This window comes from Halorubrum pallidum (genome assembly GCF_055380345.1).
Genome location: NZ_AP043945.1, coordinates 435,039 through 456,351 on the forward strand (window position 1 = coordinate 435,039; position 21,313 = coordinate 456,351).

Below are 21,313 nucleotides of genomic sequence, written 5' to 3' on the forward strand. Positions count from 1 at the left end.
CGTGTTGTTGGTCGTGACGTATTCGGCTGCGGCTCGAACCGCGCTTCGGAACCTGTGTCGCCGCCACGACGACGTCGTCGTGAGGCGGTTCGGACGGGCTGCGCTCGTCGAGCCGACGGTGTACGCCGCGTTCCTCGCGCTCCGGCTCCGCGAGTCGCACCGCGGTGAGGTACAGATCGAGCGCACCGAGCCGTTCAACGAGTACGTGGCTCTCGACGCGCCGGTCCGCGAGGCCGCGGTCGCGTACGCGAACCGAGACTCGAAGTCCACGCCGTACGCCGCGTTTGCCGCGGGAACCACCCATCCCGCCCCGGACGCCATGCGGGGAACGGAGCTTTGAGCGGCTCGCGGGATCCGTGTGATCGACCGACTGAGAGCGACGGCGGTCGCGAGCGCCCGGATACGAGGAAGGTTTCCCGAGATACTGACGAGACCGCATCGGATCTCGACAGGGTGGTTCCCTCGCCCGATGCGGTCCTCGGACGGGTCCCGTCCGGAACGAGCCTCCGTCGTGAACTCGCCGCGGCGGCCCGGTCGCGCGGCCGCGAATCCTCGGTCAGAGCGGAACTGGCCGAACTCCGCGACCGGATCGCGTCGATAGCGGTTCCGGCAGTCGATCTCGACGGAGCGCGTCGACGCGTCGCGGACGCGGGCGGCGAGGAGGGACGGCTCAGAGAGCGAGTTGCGACGCTTCGCGGCGACGTGCGTGCGCGGCGAGCCGTCGACGCCGCGACGGACGACGCGCTCTCCGAACTCAAATCGACCGCCGCGGCGCTGGCGAACGCCCAGACGGACCGGATCGCCGCGGAACAGGCTCTCGACCGCACGCGGGCCCGTGCCGCCCGCGTCAGAGACGTCCACGAACGTCGGCTCAAGCTCGCTGACCGACTGAAGAACCGCCGTCGCGACGCCCGCGACGAACTCGCTCGCGAGATCTATCCGGAGTTTCGCGATGCGCTATCAGTCGTTCCGGGCGTCGTTCCGGCCGACGCCGGTCCGGACCCGTCCGAGTACGACGGCCCGCGCCTTGCCGCGTCGCTGGCGGCGGTTCGGATCGCGGACGTAGACGGTCCGATCGCGATCGGTGAGACGACGGACGCGTGGATCGACGAACGCGGTGAGAGTGCCCCGATCACGGCCGTGATCGACGCCGAAGTCGTCCGGTCGCACGGAGCGCCCGTCAGCGAACCCGACGTCTAGAGCGGTTTCCCGACGAGCGCGTCCGCGTCGGCGACGCGGTGTCGTGACAGTTTAAATGCGAGTCCGCGGCAGTGGCCGTATGGATCTCACGTGGACCGTCGAGCGAGAGGGCGACGCGTCGCTGGTTCGGTGTCGCGTGTACAACGACGAGGGGATTCCGCGTCGCGTCCGGCTCGATAGCCGGCTCGACGGCCCGGTCCTCCCTCCGCGTCGCAGTGGCGTTCCGGAAGCGGGCTGGGATTCGGCCGGCGTTGACGTGCGTCTCGCCCCCGACGAGTCTCGGGCGATGGGGTTCGCCGTGCCCGCCGAGCCCGTCGAACCGCCGGTCGAGATACGCGAGGTCGAGAGCGTGACGGACCGCGAAAGCGCACGGTCCGAAAACGGGCATGTCTCGCCCGCCCCGTCCGAGTCGTCTTCGCGCGCCGCGGTCCGCGATCTCGGCGGATACAGGCCGCCGAGAGACGTCGTCGTGGATCGGGATACTGGTCGTACTGGCGTCGGCGCGGACGCTGTCGGTGGCGAGAGCGACGATGTGATCGGCGCCGACGGCCGGGACGGTGGCGGCTCCGTCGCAGGTTCACAGACGCGTGGCTGCTCGCCCACCGATCGGCGTAACGGCGACCGCACCGCTGCATCGGACGCGGTCGACGAGTGGCTCACCGCGGTGGCCGATCGGGTGGGGCGCGCGGAGCGGCTCACGGACGCCGACCTCGCCACCGCGACCGCGGTCGTCGAGGAAGCCGACGGGCTCGCCGAGGTGTCGGACCTCGATCGACAGGTCGCAGCCGACGCGGAGCGGCTCCGTACAGTGAGCGAACGGACGGCTGCGTTGGCCGCGCGCGCCGACGCGGCGGACGTGCCGATCGAGGCGCTGGAGCGGTTGGCGTGATACTCGCCGTCGCGGGCGGGAAGGGCGGCGTCGGGAAGACGACGCTCGCGTACAACATCGCCGCGGCGCTCGACGCCGTCGTCGTCGACGCTGACCTCGGGATGGCCGACCTCCCGGGCGGACGGGGACCGGACCTCCACGACGTGCTCGCCGGCCGTGCCGACCCGATCGAAACACTGCGGTCCGGCTCGGTCGATGTCGTTCCCTGCGGGCGGACGCTCGCCGGCGCTCGGGCCTGTGACCTGACGCGACTCGAATCGGCGATCGCCCGGCTGGAACGCGAGCGCGACACCGTCGTCCTCGACTGCCCCGCCGGGCGACGCGCGGACGCCGGCGTTCCCCTGGCGATCGCAGACGCGTCGGTTCTCATCGTCTCTCCTCGGGCGTTCGCGCTGGCGGACGCGGTCCGGACCCGCGAACTCGCCCGGGAGTTCGACGCCGGCCTCGTCGGATGCGTGGTCAACCGCGTCGTCGAGCCGCCGCCGACCGAGGCGATCGCCGACGCTCTCGGGGCACCCGCCGCGGTCGTTCCGGCGGACCCGCGCGTCGGCCGGTCGGTCGAGATCGAGCGCCCGGTGATCGACGCCGCACCCGACAGCGACGCGGCGGTCGCGATTCGGGACGTGGCCCGTCGAGTGCCGCGGTAAGACGGAGGTTTCGGTGAGACGGAGATTTCGGTGAGACGGAGATTTCGGTGAGACGGAGGTTTCGGTGAGACGGAAATCCCGGCGAGATGGACGCCGCCGAAGCCGGTTTCGGTTACCGTTCGTCCTCGCCGTCGGTCGCGTCATTTTATTCGGCTGGCGAGAAACGGACCGCTATGCTCGCTGCCGTATTCGTCATCGTCGTCGCCGTCGTCGCGTTCCTCGCGGTCGAGGTCGGGCCGCTCGTCGCCGCCGACCGCGTCCGCGACCTGCGCGACCCGACGGACGCGGAGCGCGGCCGGCTCGCGTACCTCCGAGGAGAAGCCGGTCTCGGCGTCGACCGGGTGGCGATCGAACGCGGTGCGGCCGGTGGTTCCGGGAGCGACACGGCAGCGGCAGACGCGGGGAACGACGGCGATCCGGAGGCCGTCGACGTGGCGGTGCGCGGCCCGCCCCGTCGCAGGGTGCTGTTCGTCACGGAGCGTCTGCTGGACGAGGCGGACGAAGATCTCGCGCTCGGTCTCCTCGCGGCGGAGGCCGGACGCGTCGAGACGCGGTACGCCGAGTTCCGGGCCCTCGCCGTCGCGTCGGTGCTCTCCGTGCTGGCCGCGATCGTCACCGCGACCGTCCCGTTCGACACCGGGTTCGCGTCGCTCGTCGCGATCGGACTCTCCGCTTTCTGGGTCGGCCGCCGGGTGCAGTACGCGGCCGACGCCCGCGCGGCCGACGCGGTGGGGGCCGACCGCGTCGCCGACGCGTTCGAGCGCGCCGCCGCGCTGCGGGGCGTCGAGCCGGCGACCGGGGACTGGTCGACGTGGTTCGCGGTCCAGCCGCCGCTCGGGGATCGGATCGCGCGGCTCCGCGAACGGGCGTCCTGACCGTGTCCCGGAACCGTTACCAACCAGCCAGCCGCCTATACGGATAACTCGAATGCGACTCCCGGAACGACAGCTCGCGGTCCTCGAAGCCGCGAGCGCGACGGACGAACGAACCGTAGTCGAAATCGCCGCGGAGACGGGGCTGAAACCCGAGACGGTCACTGGGGCGGCCTTCGACCTCCGCGACGAGGGGCTCTTGACCGTGACCGAAGCGGAGACCGAGACGCTCTCGCTCACCGACGAGGGACGCGAGTACGCCGCAGACGGGCTCCCAGAGGTCCGTCTCTACCGGGCCGGACTCGCGCTCGACGCCGACGACGATCCGGTCTCGATGGGACGAGTCATCGGCGAGGCAGACCTCGACGGTCCCGCGGTCGACATCGCGCTCTCGAACTTCGCGCGGAAGGGGTTCGGCCAGATCGACTCGGGGGAGCTGGTCGTCGACACGGACGCCGATCCCGACGCCGACTCCGAAGCCGCCGCGCTCGCAGCGCTCGCAGCCGACGAGACGCCGGAGGTGGACGACGCGGTGATCGACCGACTCGACTCACGCGGTCTCGTCTCGGTCGAGGAATCGACGACGCGGTCGGTCTTGCTCACCGACGACGGCGTTGACGCGCTGATGGGCGGCGTGGAGGCGACCGAGACGGTCTCCGAAGTCACGCCGGAACTGCTCGCAAGCGGCGAGTGGCGGGACGTGGAGTTCTCCGAGTACAACGTCGAGGCCGACGCGCCCACCGCCCGCGGCGGAAAAACGCACGTCCTCCGGCGGACCGCCGACCGGGTGAAGGACGTGCTCGTCGGGATGGGATTCCAGGAGATGGAAGGACCACACGCCGACAGCGACTTCTGGATCAACGACTGTCTGTTCATGCCGCAAGACCACCCGGCTCGGACTCACTGGGACCGATTCGCGCTCGACGTGGACCCGATGGACGAGATCCCGGAAGAGCTGATCCGGCGAGTGGAGCGGGCCCACCGCGAGGGATGGGGAGAGGACGGTGACGGTTATCACTCGCCGTGGTCCGAGGAGTTCGCCCGCGAGGTCGCGCTTCGCGGCCACACGACCTCGCTGTCGATGCGGTACCTCTCCGGGATCGCGGGCGCGGAACTGGAGCCCCCTCAGCGCTACTTCTCCGTCGAGAAGGTGTACCGCAACGACACGCTCGATCCGACCCACTTACTGGAGTTCTTTCAGATCGAGGGGTGGGTGATGGCAGAGAACCTCTCCGTGCGCGATCTGATGGGCACCTTCGAGGAGTTCTACCGACAGTTCGGGATCACCGACATCCGCTTTAAACCGCACTACAACCCCTACACTGAGCCGTCCTTCGAGCTGTTCGGCGAACACCCTGAAACGGGCGAGGAGATCGAGATCGGCAACTCGGGGGTGTTCCGCGAGGAGGTGACCGGCCCGCTCGGGGTCGACTGCGACGTGATGGCGTGGGGGCTCGCCTTGGAGCGGCTCGCCATGCTCACCACGGGCGCGGAAGACATCCGTGACCTCCACGGGACTCTGGCCGACATCGACTTCCTGCGGAACGCGGAGGTGAGCTACTGATGCCCGTCGTCGACATCGACACCGACGAGCTGCGCGGACTGACGGGGCGTACGGACACCACAGACGAGGAGTTCAAGGAGGATCTGTTCGGACTCGGGTTGGAGTTCGAAGGCGAGACCGACGACGGCCTCCTTCAGTTCGAGTTCGCTCCCGACCGGCTCGACCGGCTCTCGGTCGAGGGTGTCGCCCGCTCGCTGCGGTACCACTACGGCGACGACCGGGGCGTCTACGTCCCGGACACGAACGATCCCGAGTGGACGATCGAGGTCGACGAGTCGGTGCCCGAGGAGCGACCGTACGTCACGGGTGCGATCGTCCGCGGCGTCGACTTCGACGAGGGTGCGCTCGACTCGCTGATCCAACTGCAGGAGAAGCTGCACGCGACGATGGGGCGCGGCCGCGCGAAGGGCGCGATCGGGATCCACGACCTGGCGATGGTGAAGGGTGCGGCGCTCCAAGAGGGCGCGGAGCCGTCTGTCACCTACCGCGGCGTCGACCCCGACGGCGTCTCGTTCGTCCCGCTCGACTCGAACGACGAACTGACGCCGGCCGAGGTGCTGGACGAGCACGACACGGGACAGACGTACGCCGACCTCGTCTCCGACCTCGACCGATACCCGGCGATCTACGACGAGCTCGGCCTCTTCTCGTTCCCGCCGGTCATAAACGGCAAACGGACGGAGGTGACGACGGGCTCGCGCGAACTGCTCGTCGAGTTGACGGGGACGGACCAGTGGACGATCGACAAGATGTGTGCGATCGTCTGCTACGCGCTCTCCGCCCGCGGCGCGACGATCGAGGAGGTCGAGATCGAGTACGCAGACGGTGCGACTCACCCGGACGAGTTCGGTGCCGAGCTGGTCCGACCGAACCTCGACACGACCGAGAAATCCGTCACCCACGATCGGATCGAGACGCTGCTCGGCATCGGTTTCGAGCCCGAGGAGGTAGTCGACTGCTTCGAGCGCGCCGGCCTCGACGCGAGTTACACGCTCGGCGAGGAGGTGACCTACGAGGTGATGATCCCGCCGTATCGCGTCGACGTGCTCCACCCGCTCGACCTGGTCGACGACGTAGGAAGGGCGTACGGCTTCGACGAGCTGGAGCCGCGCTACCCCGACGTGGGGACGGTCGGCGGCCGCCACGAGCGCTCGCGGCTGGAGGACGCGGTCCGGACGAGCCTCGTCGGGCTCGGCTTCGAGGACCTGCTCAACTTCCACATGACGAGCGCGACGGAGAACTACGACCGGATGAACGTCGAGCCGGGGACCGGCGGCGCTGCGGTCGTCGACGCGGGCGAGTCCGACGCCGGTGTCTTCGGCGGCGGCGACCCGGTCGAGATCACGGAGCCGTACAGCGAGGAGTACACCCAGCTCCGGACTTGGGCGCTCCCGTCGCTGGTGATGCTGTTGGAGCGAAACACGCACAACGCCTACCCGCAGGACGTCGCAGAGGTCGGCTTCGTCGCCGAGTGCGACGAGACGGAGAACTCGAACGTGGCCGAGGCCCGCCACGTCGCCGGCGCGGTCGCCCGGCGCGACGCCTCCTACGAGGCGGCAAAGGGGCGGCTGCAGGCGGTGTGTGACGACTTCGGTGCCGAGCTTGAGACGCCTCGGACCGAACATCCCTCGTTCATCGACGGCCGGACCGCGGACGTGGTGATCGACGGCGAGACGGTCGGCGTGATCGGCGAGGTTCACCCCGCCGTGCTCGTCGAACACGATTTGGAGGTGCCCGTCGCGGCCTTCGAGTTCGATCTCGACGCGCTACAGAAATAGGGACCCGATCTTGCGGTTGCCGTCGGGCGTTTATCCGTCGTATTCGGATGCCGTCGCGGTTATAAACCGTTGCTGGCAGATCGACGATGGAGACCTCCAAGGCCCCAGTCGCGACGACTCGCGCGGCGCAGTAAGCACCGCAACGAGCAACGCGAGCGAGGAGCGCAGCAAGCCGTGTTCGTCCTCGCGACTGCCTCTTTGAGTCCCTCCCCACGCACCGCAACCGCACCTCACACCTCCCCAGCCTCGCGGCTCCCTTCGGTCGCCGCGTCCCTCGCGCGTGCTCCTCGCACCCTTCGGCGCTCGGAGGCGCGCGCCACCGCACCGCCGCGTTCGTTTAAATAGCACACCACCGCCGACGAGCCCTCTCGATCAGCTTTCGAACCCGTCTTCCCACCGGAACCGACCGTTTCGCTGGACGACCTCGCCGTCCACCTCCATCTTGGAGTTCTCGCTCACGTCGCTTATCATGTCGACGTGGACGGCGCTGTCGTTGCCGGATTCTCTGTCTGGCAGGCAGGCGTCGTACGCGCGGCCGACCGCGAGGTGGACGGTGTCGCCCATCTTCTCGTCGAAGAGGATCGAGTCGGTAAAGCGGTCGATGCCGCGGTTCATGCCGATTCCGAGTTCGCCGAGCCGCCGCGCGCCGGGGTCGGTGTCGAGGACGCTCTCGAGCGCCGCTTCCCCAGTTTCGGCGTCGAAGTCGACGACCTCGCCCCCCTCGAAGACGAGACGGACGTTCCGGACGCGAGTCGCGTCGATCGTCATCGGCACATCGAAGAACGCCTCGCCCTCGGTGTCGTACGGAGCGGTGAACACCTCGCCGGAGGGGAGGTTATGGGAGTCGTACGCGACGGAGGCGGCGGAGTTGACCGCGGTTCGGCCCGCGATCGACATCGTCACGTCAGTGTCGGGGGCATCGTCGCGCTCGGTGACGATCCGGACCTCCTCGCCGTCGTCGAGGAGAGATTTCATCTGTGCCATCTCCTCGGCGAGCGCCTCCCAGTCGCGGAGGACGGCGTCGTAGACGAACTTCTGGTACTCCTCGTGGGCCATCCCCGCCTGCTGGGCGAGGCTCCGTGTGGGGTGGACCGTCGACACCCAGTCGGTGTCCATGCGCGCCTCGCGGACGCCCTTGCGGGCCTTCGCGTAGGCTCGGCGGGCCTCTCGGCTCACGTCGGCCGTCGCGGTGGTGTTACGACCACCACCGAGCCGGAGGTAGGCGTCGGCGGCCTCGAAGACGGCGCGGTCGACCACCGGGTCGGCGTCAAAGACGGGGGCTGTGCCGTCGTCGGCTCGCGCCTCGCTTCCCTTCAGATACGCCCGCGAGAGTTCATCGGAGCCGTACAGCGTCGTGACGTTCGCCCCCCTCTCGCCGAGCGCCTCGGCGACCGCGACGCCGAGGTCGTGGGCGTCCTCGGCGACGCTCACGACCACGTCGTCGCCGGCCTCGATCCGCGCGCTCCAGTCGACGAGCACCTCGGCGTGCTCGCGTACGCGTTCGTCCATGTCCCGCGAGTCGCGGTCGGGAGGTAAATCGGTGCCGACGCGGGACGTGCACGCTCGCCCACAGCAGATGGTTCGGGCGGGCGACGCCACCGCCCGCGGGGGTTTTTCCTTGCCCGCACCGATGCGACGGTATGACCGACCGGAACGTCCTCGGAGGGGAACTCGCGACCTGCGGCACCGACCCGACGACGGGCTTCGAGCGCGACGGGTGTTGCGGGACGCACCCCGACGACCGTGGGCGACACGAGATCTGCGCGGTGATGACCGCGGAGTTCTTGCAGTTCAGCAGAGAGCGGGGCAACGACCTCGTGACGCCGCGTCCGGAACTGGCGTTTCCCGGGCTCGATCCGGGTGACCGCTGGTGTCTCTGTCTCGGGCGGTGGGTCGAGGCCTTGGAGGCCACGCGGACCCGGAGACTGCCGGAGACGACCGTCCCGCCTGTCGTCCTCGACGCGACGAACGAGGCCGTGTTAGACGCCGTGGAGCTTGAGACGCTCGAAGCACACGCGTACGACGCGTGAAGCGGTGAGAGACCGGAGAGGTGGAGTCGAGCGCGCGGCTACTCCAGATCGAGCAGCGTCGCGACCTCGTCGAGGTAGTCGTCGTAGATCTCGACGGCCGACTCGATCGGGTCGGGCGAGGCCATGTCGATGCCGGCGCGTTCGACGACCGCGAGCGGGTAGTCGGAGCCGCCGGCGGCGAGCATCTCGCGGTAGTCGGCGGCAGCGGAGTCGCCCTCCGCAAGCACGCGCTCGACGATGGCGGCCGCGGCGGAGATGCCGGTCGCGTACTGGTAGACGTAGAAATTGTAGTAGAAGTGCGGAATCCGCTCCCACTCGCGCTCGATACCGCCGGTGAGGTCGGCGGGCGCGTAGTAGTCGCCTTTCAGGTCGGCGTAGATCTCGTCGAAAGCGTCGGGCGTGAGCGCGTCGCCGTCCTCCACGCGCTCGTGAATCCGCTGTTCGAACGTCGCGAACATCGTCTGCCGGAACAGGGTCGAGCGGAAGCGTTCGAGGTACTCGTCGAGGACGTGCGTTCGGAGTTCGTCGTTCTCGACCGTGTCGAGCAGGTGATGCGTTAGGAGGGTCTCGTTGACCGTCGAGGCGATCTCAGCGACGAAGATGTCGTAGCTCGCGTCGTGCCACGGCTGGGCGTCGCCGGCGAGTTCGGAGTGCATCGAGTGGCCGAGTTCGTGCGCCAGCGTGTACATCGAGGCGATGTCGTCTTGGTAGTTCATCATGATGTACGGCTGGGTGTCGTACGTGCCCGAGGAGAACGCCCCCGAGCGCTTCCCCCGATTCTCGTACACGTCGACCCAGCGCGAGTCGAGCCCGTCGGCCATCCGTTCTTGGTACGCATCGCCGAGCGGCGCGACGGCCTCGATCACCCACTGGCGGGCCTGATCGTACTCGACGTCGGGGCCTTGGTCGCCCGTCAGCGACACGTAGAGGTCGTGGCTCTCCAGTCGGTCGACCCCGAGCGCCGCGGCCTTGAGATCGGCGTGGCGGTGGAGCACGCCGAGGTTGTCGTCGACCGTGTCGACGAGCGTGTCGTACACCTCGACGGGGACGTTCGAACCGTCGAGCGCGGCGGCGCGGGCGGAGTCGTAGTCGCGGATCTCGGCGCTCGTCACGTGCTCGCGAACCGCCTTTTCGAGCGAGGTGCCGACCGTGTTCCGGACCCCCTCCCACTCGTCGTAGAACGTCTCGTGGACCCGCCGTCGAAACTCGCGGTCCGGCTCCGTCTGGAGCTTAGTGAAGTTCGCCTGCGTGATCTCCACCTCCTCGCCGTCGGGGTCCTCGACGACACCGTAGCTCATGTCGGCGTTCGTCAGCATCGAGTAGATGTCGCTCGGCGCGCTCGTGACCTCCGATAAGTCGGCGATCACCTCCTCGACCTCTGCCGAGCGCGTGTGCGATTTCATCCGCAACACGTCTTCGAGGTAGTGCTCGTACGCGTCGAGCGCGGGCTCGGCGTCGAGGAACGCCTCGACGTCCTCCTCCGCGAGCGACTGCAGCTCGGGTTCGAGGTACGAGAGCGCGCTCGATGCCTCGGAACTCAGCGAAGACGCCCTCGCAGACATCGCCTGATACTCCTGATTACGGGTGTCTTCGGCGCTTCGGAGCCGGGCGTACGTCACCACCTGTTGGAGGTCGCGGAACACGTCCTCGCGCAGTTCGAGCAGTTCGAGGAGCGTGTCCGCGTCCTGCGTGACGCGGCCCTCGTAGGCCCGAAGGTCGTCGATGCGGTCCGCGACGTCCTCGTAGGCCGCCTCCCACGTCTCGTCGTCGGCGTAGATGCCCTGAAGGTCCCACTTGTACGACTCGTCGATCTCGGACCGCTCGGGAACCGGACTCATGTCCGTCAGGTGGGGTCGCCGCGCACTAAGCCTTGTCACACCCGGCCGGATCGATCGGCGACGCACCGCGCCCCGCGACGGCGGTCACGTGCCGGCGGCCCAGTCGGCGAGATCGGCGACGAGCACCAGGGCGTCCTCGCCGTCGCGGTAGTACCCCGGTAGGCGTCGGATCGGTTCGAACCCCTCGTCGGCGTACAGCGACCGGGCGACTTCATTGCTCTCGCGCACCTCCAGCCGGACGACGGCCGCACCGACGGCGCGGAGTCGGGCGAGCGCCGACCGGAGGAGCGTCCGGCCGATCCCCGCTCCCCGCGCGTCGGGGCGGACCGCGAGGTCTTTGATGTGACCGATGTCCCGGCCGTGGTTCGGGGTGAGGTCGGCGACGACGTATCCCACCACCTCGTCGCCGCGCTCGGCGACGAGAAACGCCGGCTCGTCGACCATCCGCTCGAAGGCGTCGTATGGCCACGGGTCGGAGAAACACGTCTGCTCGATCCGCACCACGGCCAGCAGGTCCGCGCGCTCGACCTGCCTGACCGCGGCGTCGACGGGGATCACGTCTCGGGTTCGAACGCCGTCGAAGTGAATGTGTCGTTACGGTTGGGGGTGTGCGTGCCGCTCGCGCCGCTACTCGCCGCGTCCGGGCACGTCCGCGGACCGGTCGTCCGATCCGTCGAACCGCTCGACGCGCTCGACCGTCTCGTCGCCGGCCGCGGTCTCGGGCGGGAACGTCACCGTCCGCTGCGGGTACGGAATGGAGATGTCGGCCTCGGCGAAGCGGCGCTGGATACCCTCGACCGCGGTCGCCTTCGACCGCCACCGCGCCTGCGGCGTCGGCGGGTCGATCCAGAAACGGAGGTCGAGCAGGATCGACGAGTCGCCGAAGCCGGAGGGGATCACGTACGGCGGCGGGTTGTTGGCGATGGTGTCGATCTCTTCTAACACCGCCTCTGCGATCTCGCTCGCCTCGTCTGGGTCGTCGTCGTATCCGATCCCGACCTCCATGTGGATCCGGAGCCGGCCTTCGCGGCTCCGATTCGTGATCGCCTGCTGGCTGACGAGGTCGTTCGGCACCACGACGTACTCCCCGTCGAAGTTGCGCATGTGCGTGTTCATGATCGTGATGTCGGTGACGAACCCCTCCTCGTCGCCGATCTCGACCCAGTCGCCGATCTCGAACGGCCGCGAGAACATCAACACGAAGCCGGCGATGAGCGACCCGAGAGTCTGTCTCGCGGCCATCCCGAGCACGATCCCCAGGAATCCCGCCCCGACGAGGAGGCCGCCGAGGTTCACGCCCCAGATACCGAGGATGGTGATCCCGGCGATCGCCAGCAGGCCGACCTGCATGATCCGGGTGAGAAGCTGCTCTTGGTGTGCTGTGATTCGGTCGCTGTCGTCGGAGAGGTCCGAGACGTACTCGGCCAACACGTCGCTCGCGACGTACGCGCCCCCGAGGAGAGCGGCCGAGAGGACCGCCCGAGCCCCCACGTTGAAGGCGTTCTCTACGACCGGCAGCACCGCCACGACGAGCGAGAACCGACCCCACAACGAGAGTATCGCGACCGCGGCGAGCGCGAACAGCGCCAACTGCAGGAGCCCGACGAGGATGCGGAGGCCGAACGACACCGGGACCGCGTCTCGCAGCGTCTCGATCGACTGCTCACCGCGACCGTCGAGGAACTGCTCGACCCAGCCGGTGACGACTCTCTTTCCGGCGCGAACGATCCGCGGGAGGAGCAGCCAGCCGACTGCGGCGGTCACTAGCAGTATCCCGGCCGTCACGGCCAGGCGCGCCTCGGTCGTCGCGACGCTTCCCAACAGCGCGTCGAGCGTGGTGCCCAGTCCCGTCACTGCCGGCCAATTCGTCGTCGAGCGTATAAATCGTCGGATACGCCGCGATCGACCGCTCCGACGACCCCGCGGTCGAGTTTTTATGTCACGCCGCGTCCGACGTGGGATATGGAGCCAGACTTAGACCGGTTCGCATCCCGCCGGTCGACGGTGTACGGCCAGCGCGGCGTGGTCGCCACGAGCCAACCGCTCGCCAGCCAAGCGGGCATCGAGGTGCTTCGCGACGGCGGCAACGCGTTCGACGCCGCCGTCGCGACGGCCGCCGCGCTCAACGTGGTCGAGCCGACCTCGACCGGGCTCGGCGGCGACGTCTTCGCGCTGTACCGAACCGCGGACGGCGACGTGGGGGCGATGCGCGCCTGCGGGGGCGCGCCCGCCGACGCGACGATCGAGCGCGTCCGAGAGTCACTCGCGGCCGACGAGGAGGTCGACGCCGACGACCCGGCGGCCGTCGAGATGCCGACGACCGGCCCGCACGCGGTGACGGTCCCCGGGACCGCCCGCGGGTGGGAGGCGACGGCGGATCGGTTCGGCGAGTTCGGACTCGACCGCCTCCTGCAGCCGGCGATCCGCTACGCGACCGACGGCTACCCGGTGAGCGAGGTGATCGCTGCCGACTGGAGGCAGGCCGAGACGCTGTTCGAGACCGACGCCGCTCGCGAGGCGTTCCTCTTCGACGGCGAGGCACCGACCGCCGGCCAGCGAGTCGCTCTCCCGCGGCTCGGCAGGTCGCTGGAACTGATCGCGGCCGAGGGCGCGGACGCGGTGTACGAGGGCGAGATCGCCGAGGCGATCGCGACGACGGTCCAGTCGCGGGGCGGGTTCATGACCGTCGAGGACCTGGCCGGGTTCGAGGTGGAGTGGCCCGAGCCGGTGTCCGCGACGTACAACGGCGCGGAGGTGTACGAGCTTCCGCCGAACAACCAGGGGCTCATCGCGCTGGAGGCGCTCGGCGTCGCCGCCGAACTCGGCGTGAGCGAGTACGCACACGACGCGCCGGAGCGCGCCCACTACCTCGCGGAGGCGCTGAAGGTGGCGTTTCACGACGGTCATCGGTACATCACCGACCCGGCGTACGCCGAGGTCCCGCCGCTCGCGTCGCCCCAGTGGGTGCGCGAGCGCGCGGCCGCGGTGGGACCGGAGGCGAACAGCGACGTCTCGTTCGGCGTGGCCGACGCCGACGCCGAGGACGCCGACACGGTCCTCCTCACGGTCGCGGACGACGAGGGAAACGTCGTCTCGTACATCAACTCGCGGTTCGACGGCTTCGGGTCGGGGCTCGTCGCGGGCGAGACGGGGATCGCGCTGCAGAACCGCGGCGCGTCGTTCTCGCTCGACCCCGAGCACCCGAACAGCCTCGAACCGGGGAAGCGACCGTTCCACACGCTCATTCCGGGAGTCGTTCGCCTCGGCGAGGACGACTGGGCCGCCTTCGGCGTGATGGGCGGATACATGCAGCCGCAGGGACACGTGCAGGTGATCTCGAACCTCGTCGACTGCGACATGCCGCTGCAGCGCGCGCTCGACGCGCCGCGCTGGCGGTACCGCGAGAGCGGCGAACTGGCGATCGAACCGCACTTCGACGACGACGTCGCCGCGAAGCTCGTGCGGAAGGGCCACGATGTGCGGGTCCTCTCGCCCGGGGAGTTCGGCGGCGCACAGATCGCCCGGAATAGAGACGGTGTCCTCTCCGCGGCCACCGAACCCAGAAAGGACGGCACCGCGCAGGGGTACTGACCCCGTCGGTAGCCGAGGCACAGACCGCGGTTTTCACGCCGCTGCGCTTCGAAATCCGTGAAACAGAGCGTCAGCCTCGCAGTCTTTATAACCACCCGTATGGTACCACGTAACAGCATGACGCGACACGTGCGACGACGCGACGTTTTGAGCGGAGCGGGTGCGATGGGTATCGCGGCGCTCGCCGGCTGTTCGACCGAGAGCGGCGACGGCAGCGATTCCGGAGACGGCGGTTCCGGAGACAGCGGTGACGGCGATTCCGGAGACGGCGGTTCCGGCGGTTCCGGAGACGGCGGCGACGGTGAGGTCCCGGACGCCGTGATGATCGTCGGCTTCCCGCAGTCCGGAATTCAGCTGTTCCGCGACTACTACTCCGAGTTCGCAGAGGACACGCCCGACCTCGACATCATCGTCCCCGACGGACTGATCGACTCCGATCTCCCCGGCGAGGTCGACAACGACATGAACAACGTCATCGGGACCGCGCCCTCCGCGGGCGGCCCCGGTGCCGAGTTCTTCACGGAGTCGTACCGGGAGGCGTACGATCAGGACCCCGGCGTGTTCACCGCACAGGCGTACGACGCGATGGCGGTCGAGATCCTCGCGGCCACCGCGGCCGGCGAGAACGACGGGGCCGCGATCCGCGACCGCGTCAGAACCGTCGCCAACCCCGACGGCGAGGAGTTCGGCCCGAGCGACCTCCCGGACGCAGTCGAGGCGGTCGCCGCGGGCGACGCCATCAACTACATCGGTGCGTCGTCGAGCGTCGACTTCGACGTCAACGGCGACGTCGCCACCGCGGCCTACGACATCACCGACTTCCAGGACGGCGAGTTAGAGACGCTCGACACCGTCGAGTTCGGGAACGAACTCAGCGAGGAAGACCGGAGCGCGACCGCGGCCGACCCCGCCGGAGTAGACGGGGAGTTCACGGCACAGATCGGCGTCTTGATGCCGGAAACAGGCGATCTCGGCCCGCTCGGCGGTCCGATCCGAGACGGCGCGCTGCTGGCTGCCACGCAGGTCAACGACGCCGACCTGAACGTCACCGTCGAGACGCGCGTCGAGGACACCCAGACAGATCCGCAGGCCGGAATCTCGGGCGCGAACGCGCTCGTCAACGACGGGTTCGGTGCCGTCGTCGGACCGGCTTCCTCGAACGTCAACCTCCAGGTGGCCGATCAGGTGTTCATCCCCAACGGCGTGGTCGGCATCTCGCCGTCCTCGACCGACCCGAACGTGACCGACCTCGACGACAACGGGTTCATCTTCCGGACCGCGCCCTCGGACCTCCTGCAGGGCCCCGCGATGGCGGATCTCGCAGTGGGTGACAACGTCGGCGCGTCGTCGTCCGGAACGCTGTACCTCAACGACGCCTACGGTCAGTCGCTCGAAGAGTCGTACGTCAACGCCTTCGAAGAGCGCGACGGGACGGTCGGCCAGCGCGTCTCTTTCGAGCCCAACCAGCCGACCTACAGCAGCCAGTGGTCGGACGTGCTGAACCAGTGAATCGGTAGTCCCGATCGGCGTCCGCGAGACGGGGACGACCCCGGTTTTCCCACGCTCGACGTGCGCGCCGCTCGGAGACCGACGCCGGCGACTACCCGCCGAGGAAGTCCTTCCTCACGGCGTCGTCGGCGAGCAGGACGTCCCCGGAGTCGGTGTACCTGTTCTCCCCGTTGACGAGGACGTAGCCCCGGTCACAGCGTCGAAGCGCCTCTTTGGCGTTCTGTTCGACCATCAAGATCGCCGTCCCCGAGTCGTTGATCCGGTCGATCCGGTCGAACATGTCGGAGACGAGGTCGGGAGCCAAGCCGGCGGAGGGTTCGTCGAGCAACAACAGGTCGGGGTCGAGCATGAGCGCCCGGCCCATCGCGACCATCTGTCGCTGGCCGCCGGAGAGCGTGCCCGCCTTCTGGTCGCTCCGTTCCCGGAGGATCGGGAACCGGTCGTAGACCGCCTCGATCTGGTCTTCCGGGACGCTGTCGAGGATGTACGCGCCCATCTCCAGGTTCTCGCGGACGCTCAGTCCGGGGAAGACGTTGTCTGTCTGCGGGACGAATCCGATCCCCTCGCGGATGATCTGTTCGGGCGGGAGCCCCTGAATCTGTTCGCCCTCGAACTCGACGGTGCCGCCCATGTGTGTCGTGAGCCCGAACACCGTCTTCATCACCGTGGACTTGCCGGCCCCGTTGGGGCCGACGACCGTGACGTACTCGCCCTCGGCGACGTCGAGGTCGACGTCCGAGAGGATCTGGAGGTCGCCGTAGCCGGCGTCCACGTCGCGGAGCCTGAGGATCGCGTCGTCGTCGACAACGTGGGTGGTGCCGGCGTCGGCCGTCGCTGCCTGTTCCCCGGTGTCCGACTCTCCGGTGCCCGGCTCGGTCGGTTCCTCCGCCTCGCCGGTCGGTTCCGCCACCGTCTCGTCGTCGCTCATATGTCCTCCCCCAGGTATGCCTCGATGACGCGCTCGTCGGTTCGTATCTCGTCGCCGGTCCCTTCGGCGAGGACGCTTCCCTGATGCATGACGATGACGCGTTCGCAGTTCTCCATGATGACGTCCATATCGTGTTCGACGAGGAGGAACGTGTAGCCGTCCGCGCGCAGTTGGTGGATCCGATCGAGGATCTTCTCTTCGAGCGTCGGATTGACGCCCGCGAGCGGCTCGTCGAGGAGCACCATCTCCGGATCCGTCATGAGCGCGCGAGCCATCTCCAAGAGCTTGCGCTGCCCGCCGGAGAGGTTCCCGGCATGCTCGGTCGCGAGGTGGTCGATCTCGAAGAAGTCGAGCGTCTCCCACGCTCTCTTTCGGAGCGCTTCCTCCTGCTCGACGACCTCGCCCCGGAGCCCCGGCGTGACGGCGCGTATCGCCGACTCGCCGGTCTGGCCTTTCGGCGCGAGCATCAGGTTCTCCAAGACGGTCATCTCCGACAGCTCGCGGGCGATCTGGAACGTTCGAACGAGTCCCCTTCTGGCGATCTGATACGGTTCGAGCCCCGTTATGTCCTCGCCTTCGAAGTGGACCGTCCCCGCGGTGGGCTCGTGGACGCCCGTGATGCAGTTGAACGTCGTCGACTTGCCGGCCCCGTTCGGACCGATGAGTCCGGTCAGACTCCCGCGTTCGACCTCGAAGGTCGCGCCGTCGACGGCGGTGACGCCGCCGAATCGCTTGACGAGCCCCTCGACGCGCAGCGGAACGTCCGTCGGCGTGTGCTTCGCCGCCTCCTCGACCGGGCTGTCTTGCGTCTCCGCGTCGGCCGTTGCTCCGCCGGTCGCGGCGTCCGCACCTTCCACGTCGGTCGGGTCGTCGGGAGCGCTACTCATCGGCGTCACCCCCGTTCGGTCGCTCCGCGAGGTCGACGGCGGCGGCCGTCTCGATCCGGTCGCCGAGGATGCCGTCGGGACGCCGGTGGATGATGAACACCAGCACGAGCCCCAAGAAGACGAACTGCAGCGGCGCGACGTTCTCGGTCGCGTACGCGAGGAACGTGATCGGATCGAGCGACGCGACCGCATCGGCGAACGACGGCGGCGTCTGCGCGTCGATGAGCCCGCGCACCGTGCCGCCGACGCGCCGCGGCCCCTCGAACAGCGCCGCCGCGAAGACGAGGCCGCCGATCACCGACCCGGTGTTCGACCCGGAGCCGCCGATGATGACGGCGATGAATACGTAGAAGGTCAAAAGCGGCATGAACTGCGGCGTCGGCGAGACGTTGCCCTGACTGCCGAACCAGAGGATGCCGGCGAGCCCCATCAGCGCGCAGCCGATGACGAACACCTTGATCTTCACGAGGTTCACGTTCTTCCCGAGCGAGTCGGCGACGGTCTCGTCTTCCCGGATCGCCTTGAGAACCCGCCCGAACGGCGAGTGACCGAGGCGTTCGAGCAGGAGGTAGTAGCCGACGAGGACGACGGCGAGGACGGCGATGTACCCCCAGCCGATGAGGATCGGGTGGGCGATACCGAGCCCGCCGTCGCCGAAGACGCCGAAGACGAGGTCGCCGAACGGCGTCGGCGTCCCCGCCTGTCCGTCGACGAGGAACAGCTCGCGGACGGGGTTGGCCGGCATGCCCATTCCGCGGCCGCCGCCGGTGCCGACGCCGATAGTCTCCCGCAGCAACGCGTCGAACGCGCTCGACTGGAGCGTCAGCCGGATGATCTCGGAGAGGCCGAGCGTGACGATAGCGAGGTAGTCGGCCTTGAGCCGCAGGGCCGGCAGCGCCGCGATAGCACCGACGAGCGCCGCCATTCCCGTGCCGGCGACGATACCGACGGGGAGCGGGAGCCCCAGTCCGGGCGGGCCGAACGCGGGGTCCGGCGACCTGACGACCATCCCCATCGTGTAGACGGCGACGGCCATGAAGCCCGCGACGCCGATGTTGAACAGTCCGGTGTACCCCCACTGGAGGTTCAACGCGAGCGCGGTGAGGGCATAGACCAGTCCGAGGAACGTCAGCGTCTCAAGCAGGCCGACGACGCTGTTGAGCCCGCTCGTGGCGGTCAGCACCGTCGCGGCGGCGTAGATGATCGCGAGCGTCCCGAGTACGAGTCCGAGGTCGCTGCGGCGCGCGGCGTCCGCGAACGCGCCGAGCGCGCTGTCGGGGCCGGCAGCGGGTCGGGAGTCCGCGTCGCTCATGCGGTCGAGACACCTCCGAAGAGCCCCTCGGGGCGCAACAGGAGCATGAGGATCATCACGGCGAACGCCGCGGCCTGATTGAAGTCGGAGGGGATCCAGATCGTCGAGGTGGTGAACACGACGCCGATGACGAGGCCGCCGGCGATCGCGCCGTACACCGACCCGATCCCGCCGAGGATCACGGCGGCGAAGATGAGAAGCAAGAGGAGCCACCCGAAGTCGAACTGGATCGTCCCGCGCAAGAGCACGTAGAGGTACCCCGACGCGCCGGCGAGCCCGCCGCCGATGATCCACGTCGCGGTGACGACGCGCTCGGCGGGGATCCCGGTGATCAGCGCGAGGTCCTTGTTGTCGGCCATCGCCCGCATCGCGGTGCCGAGCTTCGTGTGCTGGAGCATGAAGTGCATCGCGAGCATCAGCCCGATAGCCGCCACGACGATCGTCAGCTCGTGGGCGTTGATCGAGACGCCGAGCGGACCGAAGACGATGCTCGACGCGTCCACGCTCGCGGTGATCCCCCGCCGGTCCGAGCCGTAGACGAACTGCAGCAGATACCGGACGACGAGCGCCGCGCCGATCGAGGCGATCAGGATCGAGATCCCGTCGCGGTCGCGCATCGGCTTGTAGAACGCCCGATCGAGCGCCAGCGCGACCGCGGCGGTGACGACGAACGCGGCGACGAGCCCGACGAGGATCGCCCCCGGCGTGGCGAGGATGTGCGCGCCGATGTCGCCCGGAGACGCGCTGCCGGCGTCGCGGACGGTGAGCAGGGCGCGAACCGGCACGTCGCCGAAGCCGGCGAGCAGGAAGGCGACGCCCCATCCGGTGAACGCGCCGGTCGAGACGAGGTCGCCGTGCGAGAAGTTCGCGAACGAGAGGATGCTGTACGTCATCGAGAGCCCGATCCCGGCGAGCCCGATCACGAGTCCGATCACGAGCCCGCTCCAGAGGTTCGACCGGAGCCGTCCGACGGAGAGCGCGCCCCCGATCGGCCCGATCGACACCCCCGCGAGCTTCGCGATGAGGTCGACGAGGAGCAGGCCGCCGAAGAGCGCGACGAGAAGGAGCCCCGGTCTGGCCCGCATCGTGTCGACCGGTGACGGTTCAGTCGTTCCCATGTGTGCGTCTCACTGACGCAGTCTCAGACACCGAGAGGTAAATAATTCGCTGTTTCGAGGGACGTGCGGGCCGAAACCGTCGGTATACCGTCAGGTATCGTGCGCCCGCTGTCAGTCACCGCCGGCGGCCCGCGCTCGTCGCCTCGCGTCCGTCGCCGAACGCCCCTCTCGCAGCAGCGCCTCGACGAACAGCTCGCCGGCCTTGTACGAGGAGCGGACCATGGGGCCGGACGCGCAGTAGAGGAAGTCGAACTCCGCTTCAGCGACCGCCCGCCACGTCTCGAAGGCGTCGGGATGGACGTACTCGAACACGTCGAGGTGCGAGCGCGACGGCTGCAGGTACTGTCCGAAGGTGACGATGTCGACGCCGACCTCCCGGAGGTCCCCGAGCGTGCGGTACACCTCGTGGTCGTACTCGCCGACGCCGAGCATGAGGCTCGTCTTCGTGTGGATGTCGGACTCGCGACCGACCAGATCGAGCACGGCGAGCGACTGCTCGTAGTCGGCCCGCCGGTCTCGGACCGGCCACTGGAGCCGCTCGACCGTCTCGACGTTGTGGGCGATCACGTCGGGGCCGGCGTCGACGATCCGGCGAACGGCCTCCGGGTCGCCCTGAAAGTCGGGGATGAGCGTCTCGACGAGGATATCCGGGTCGCGCCGCTTGATCGCGCGGATCGTCTCGGCGAAATGCGCCGACCCGCCGTCCGCGAGGTCGTCGCGGTCGACGGACGTGAGGACGACGTAGTCGAGGCCGATCTCCGCGACCGCATCCGCGACGTTCTCGGGCTCGTCGGGGTCGAGCGGCTCCATCCCGCCGGTCTCGACGTCACAGAAGTTACAGCCGCGCGAGCAGCGGTCGCCCATCAACATGAACGTCGCGGTGCCCGGCCCGTTCGCGCCGCCCTCGGCGGCGTCGGCCGCCTCGTCGTTCGGAGGCGCGTTCGCGCCTCCAGACCAGCACTCGCCCATGTTCGGACAGTTGGCCTCCTCACAGACGGTGTGGAGGTCGCGCTCGCGGAGGCTCGCTTTGATCTCCGTGAACCGAGAGCCGGACGGGGGGCGCGACTTCAGCCAGTCCGGTTTCCGACGGCCGCGTTGCATGTCCGGAACACGGCGAGCGGACGGCAAAAGCGTGCGGGTCGAGCGCGCA

The 21,313-nt window shown here is 68.9% G+C and carries 19 protein-coding genes; 10 read left to right on the top strand and 9 right to left on the bottom strand.

The genetic code is table 11. From position 1 onward, the window contains the following. Window position 1: 1 nt before the first annotated feature. From ACZ45C_RS03790 to pheT, 7 genes are all read left to right on the top strand, one after another. Window positions 2-340 (top strand): DUF7855 family protein, encoded by a 339-nt coding sequence (locus ACZ45C_RS03790; RefSeq protein WP_460562189.1) that lies wholly within the window; start codon window positions 2-4, stop codon window positions 338-340. 113 nt (window positions 341-453) lie between these two features. Further along, on the top strand, window positions 454-1,200 hold the full coding sequence (locus tag ACZ45C_RS03795) for a DUF7856 family protein (RefSeq protein ID WP_460562187.1): 747 nt from the start codon (window positions 454-456) through the stop codon (window positions 1,198-1,200). Between the two features lie 79 nt (window positions 1,201-1,279). After that, complete coding sequence (locus tag ACZ45C_RS03800; protein ID WP_460562185.1) at window positions 1,280-2,089, top strand: DUF7857 domain-containing protein; 810 nt, start codon at window positions 1,280-1,282, stop codon at window positions 2,087-2,089. Beyond that, the gene (locus ACZ45C_RS03805) at window positions 2,086-2,736 is read left to right on the top strand and encodes a MinD/ParA family ATP-binding protein (RefSeq protein WP_460562180.1); all 651 of its coding nucleotides are present in this window, start codon (window positions 2,086-2,088) and stop codon (window positions 2,734-2,736) included. Before ACZ45C_RS03800 ends, ACZ45C_RS03805 begins: the two co-directional genes overlap by 4 nt. Before the next feature lie 173 nt (window positions 2,737-2,909). Then, complete coding sequence (locus tag ACZ45C_RS03810) at window positions 2,910-3,611, top strand: peptidase (protein WP_460562178.1); 702 nt, start codon at window positions 2,910-2,912, stop codon at window positions 3,609-3,611. 52 nt (window positions 3,612-3,663) lie between these two features. Then, window positions 3,664-5,172, top strand: coding sequence for a phenylalanine--tRNA ligase subunit alpha (gene pheS / locus ACZ45C_RS03815; RefSeq protein WP_460562176.1), 1,509 nt, complete (start codon window positions 3,664-3,666; stop codon window positions 5,170-5,172). Next, window positions 5,172-6,950, top strand: coding sequence for a phenylalanine--tRNA ligase subunit beta (gene pheT, locus ACZ45C_RS03820; RefSeq protein WP_460562174.1), 1,779 nt, complete (start codon window positions 5,172-5,174; stop codon window positions 6,948-6,950). Before pheS ends, pheT begins: the two co-directional genes overlap by 1 nt. Before the next feature lie 372 nt (window positions 6,951-7,322). Here pheT and ACZ45C_RS03825 read toward each other — a convergent pair whose 3' ends face one another. Continuing rightward, complete coding sequence (locus ACZ45C_RS03825) at window positions 7,323-8,459, bottom strand: aminopeptidase (protein WP_460562172.1); 1,137 nt, start codon at window positions 8,457-8,459, stop codon at window positions 7,323-7,325. Window positions 8,460-8,590: 131 nt separating this feature from the next. On the opposite strand from ACZ45C_RS03825, the gene ACZ45C_RS03830 reads away from it, so the two are divergent. Then, window positions 8,591-8,980, top strand: coding sequence for a DUF2237 family protein (locus ACZ45C_RS03830; RefSeq protein WP_460562170.1), 390 nt, complete (start codon window positions 8,591-8,593; stop codon window positions 8,978-8,980). 38 nt (window positions 8,981-9,018) lie between these two features. Here the strand turns inward: ACZ45C_RS03830 and pepF are convergent, their stop codons facing one another. From pepF to ACZ45C_RS03845, 3 genes are all read right to left on the bottom strand, one after another. Further along, window positions 9,019-10,818 carry an oligoendopeptidase F gene (pepF, locus tag ACZ45C_RS03835; RefSeq protein WP_460562168.1) on the bottom strand — a complete coding sequence of 600 codons (1,800 nt, stop codon included), beginning with the start codon at window positions 10,816-10,818 and terminating at the stop codon, window positions 9,019-9,021. Window positions 10,819-10,902: 84 nt separating this feature from the next. Beyond that, window positions 10,903-11,376 (bottom strand): ribosomal protein S18-alanine N-acetyltransferase, encoded by a 474-nt coding sequence (gene rimI, locus ACZ45C_RS03840; protein WP_460562166.1) that lies wholly within the window; start codon window positions 11,374-11,376, stop codon window positions 10,903-10,905. A gap of 69 nt (window positions 11,377-11,445) precedes the next feature. Beyond that, a complete protein-coding gene (locus ACZ45C_RS03845; protein WP_460562164.1) occupies window positions 11,446-12,672 on the bottom strand; it encodes a mechanosensitive ion channel family protein in 1,227 nt (408 codons plus the stop codon). Window positions 12,673-12,780: 108 nt separating this feature from the next. On the opposite strand from ACZ45C_RS03845, the gene ggt reads away from it, so the two are divergent. Beyond that, window positions 12,781-14,409, top strand: coding sequence for a gamma-glutamyltransferase (ggt, locus tag ACZ45C_RS03850; RefSeq protein WP_460562162.1), 1,629 nt, complete (start codon window positions 12,781-12,783; stop codon window positions 14,407-14,409). Between the two features lie 117 nt (window positions 14,410-14,526). Next, window positions 14,527-15,918, top strand: a complete 1,392-nt coding sequence (locus tag ACZ45C_RS03855) for an ABC transporter substrate-binding protein (RefSeq protein WP_460562160.1) — start codon at window positions 14,527-14,529, stop codon at window positions 15,916-15,918. Between the two features lie 91 nt (window positions 15,919-16,009). On the opposite strand, the gene ACZ45C_RS03860 is transcribed toward ACZ45C_RS03855, so the two are convergent. From ACZ45C_RS03860 to lipA, 5 genes are all read right to left on the bottom strand, one after another. Next, window positions 16,010-16,846 carry an ABC transporter ATP-binding protein gene (locus ACZ45C_RS03860; protein ID WP_460562158.1) on the bottom strand — a complete coding sequence of 279 codons (837 nt, stop codon included), beginning with the start codon at window positions 16,844-16,846 and terminating at the stop codon, window positions 16,010-16,012. Then, window positions 16,843-17,733, bottom strand: coding sequence for an ABC transporter ATP-binding protein (locus tag ACZ45C_RS03865; RefSeq protein WP_460562156.1), 891 nt, complete (start codon window positions 17,731-17,733; stop codon window positions 16,843-16,845). Before ACZ45C_RS03865 ends, ACZ45C_RS03860 begins: the two co-directional genes overlap by 4 nt. Beyond that, a complete protein-coding gene (locus tag ACZ45C_RS03870) occupies window positions 17,726-19,045 on the bottom strand; it encodes a branched-chain amino acid ABC transporter permease (RefSeq protein ID WP_460562154.1) in 1,320 nt (439 codons plus the stop codon). The genes ACZ45C_RS03865 and ACZ45C_RS03870 overlap by 8 nt, the downstream gene beginning before the upstream one ends. Then, on the bottom strand, window positions 19,042-20,163 hold the full coding sequence (locus ACZ45C_RS03875) for a branched-chain amino acid ABC transporter permease (RefSeq protein ID WP_460562152.1): 1,122 nt from the start codon (window positions 20,161-20,163) through the stop codon (window positions 19,042-19,044). Before ACZ45C_RS03875 ends, ACZ45C_RS03870 begins: the two co-directional genes overlap by 4 nt. 111 nt (window positions 20,164-20,274) lie before the next feature. Beyond that, a complete protein-coding gene (gene lipA, locus ACZ45C_RS03880) occupies window positions 20,275-21,291 on the bottom strand; it encodes a lipoyl synthase (RefSeq protein ID WP_460562150.1) in 1,017 nt (338 codons plus the stop codon). Window positions 21,292-21,313 lie beyond the last annotated feature (22 nt).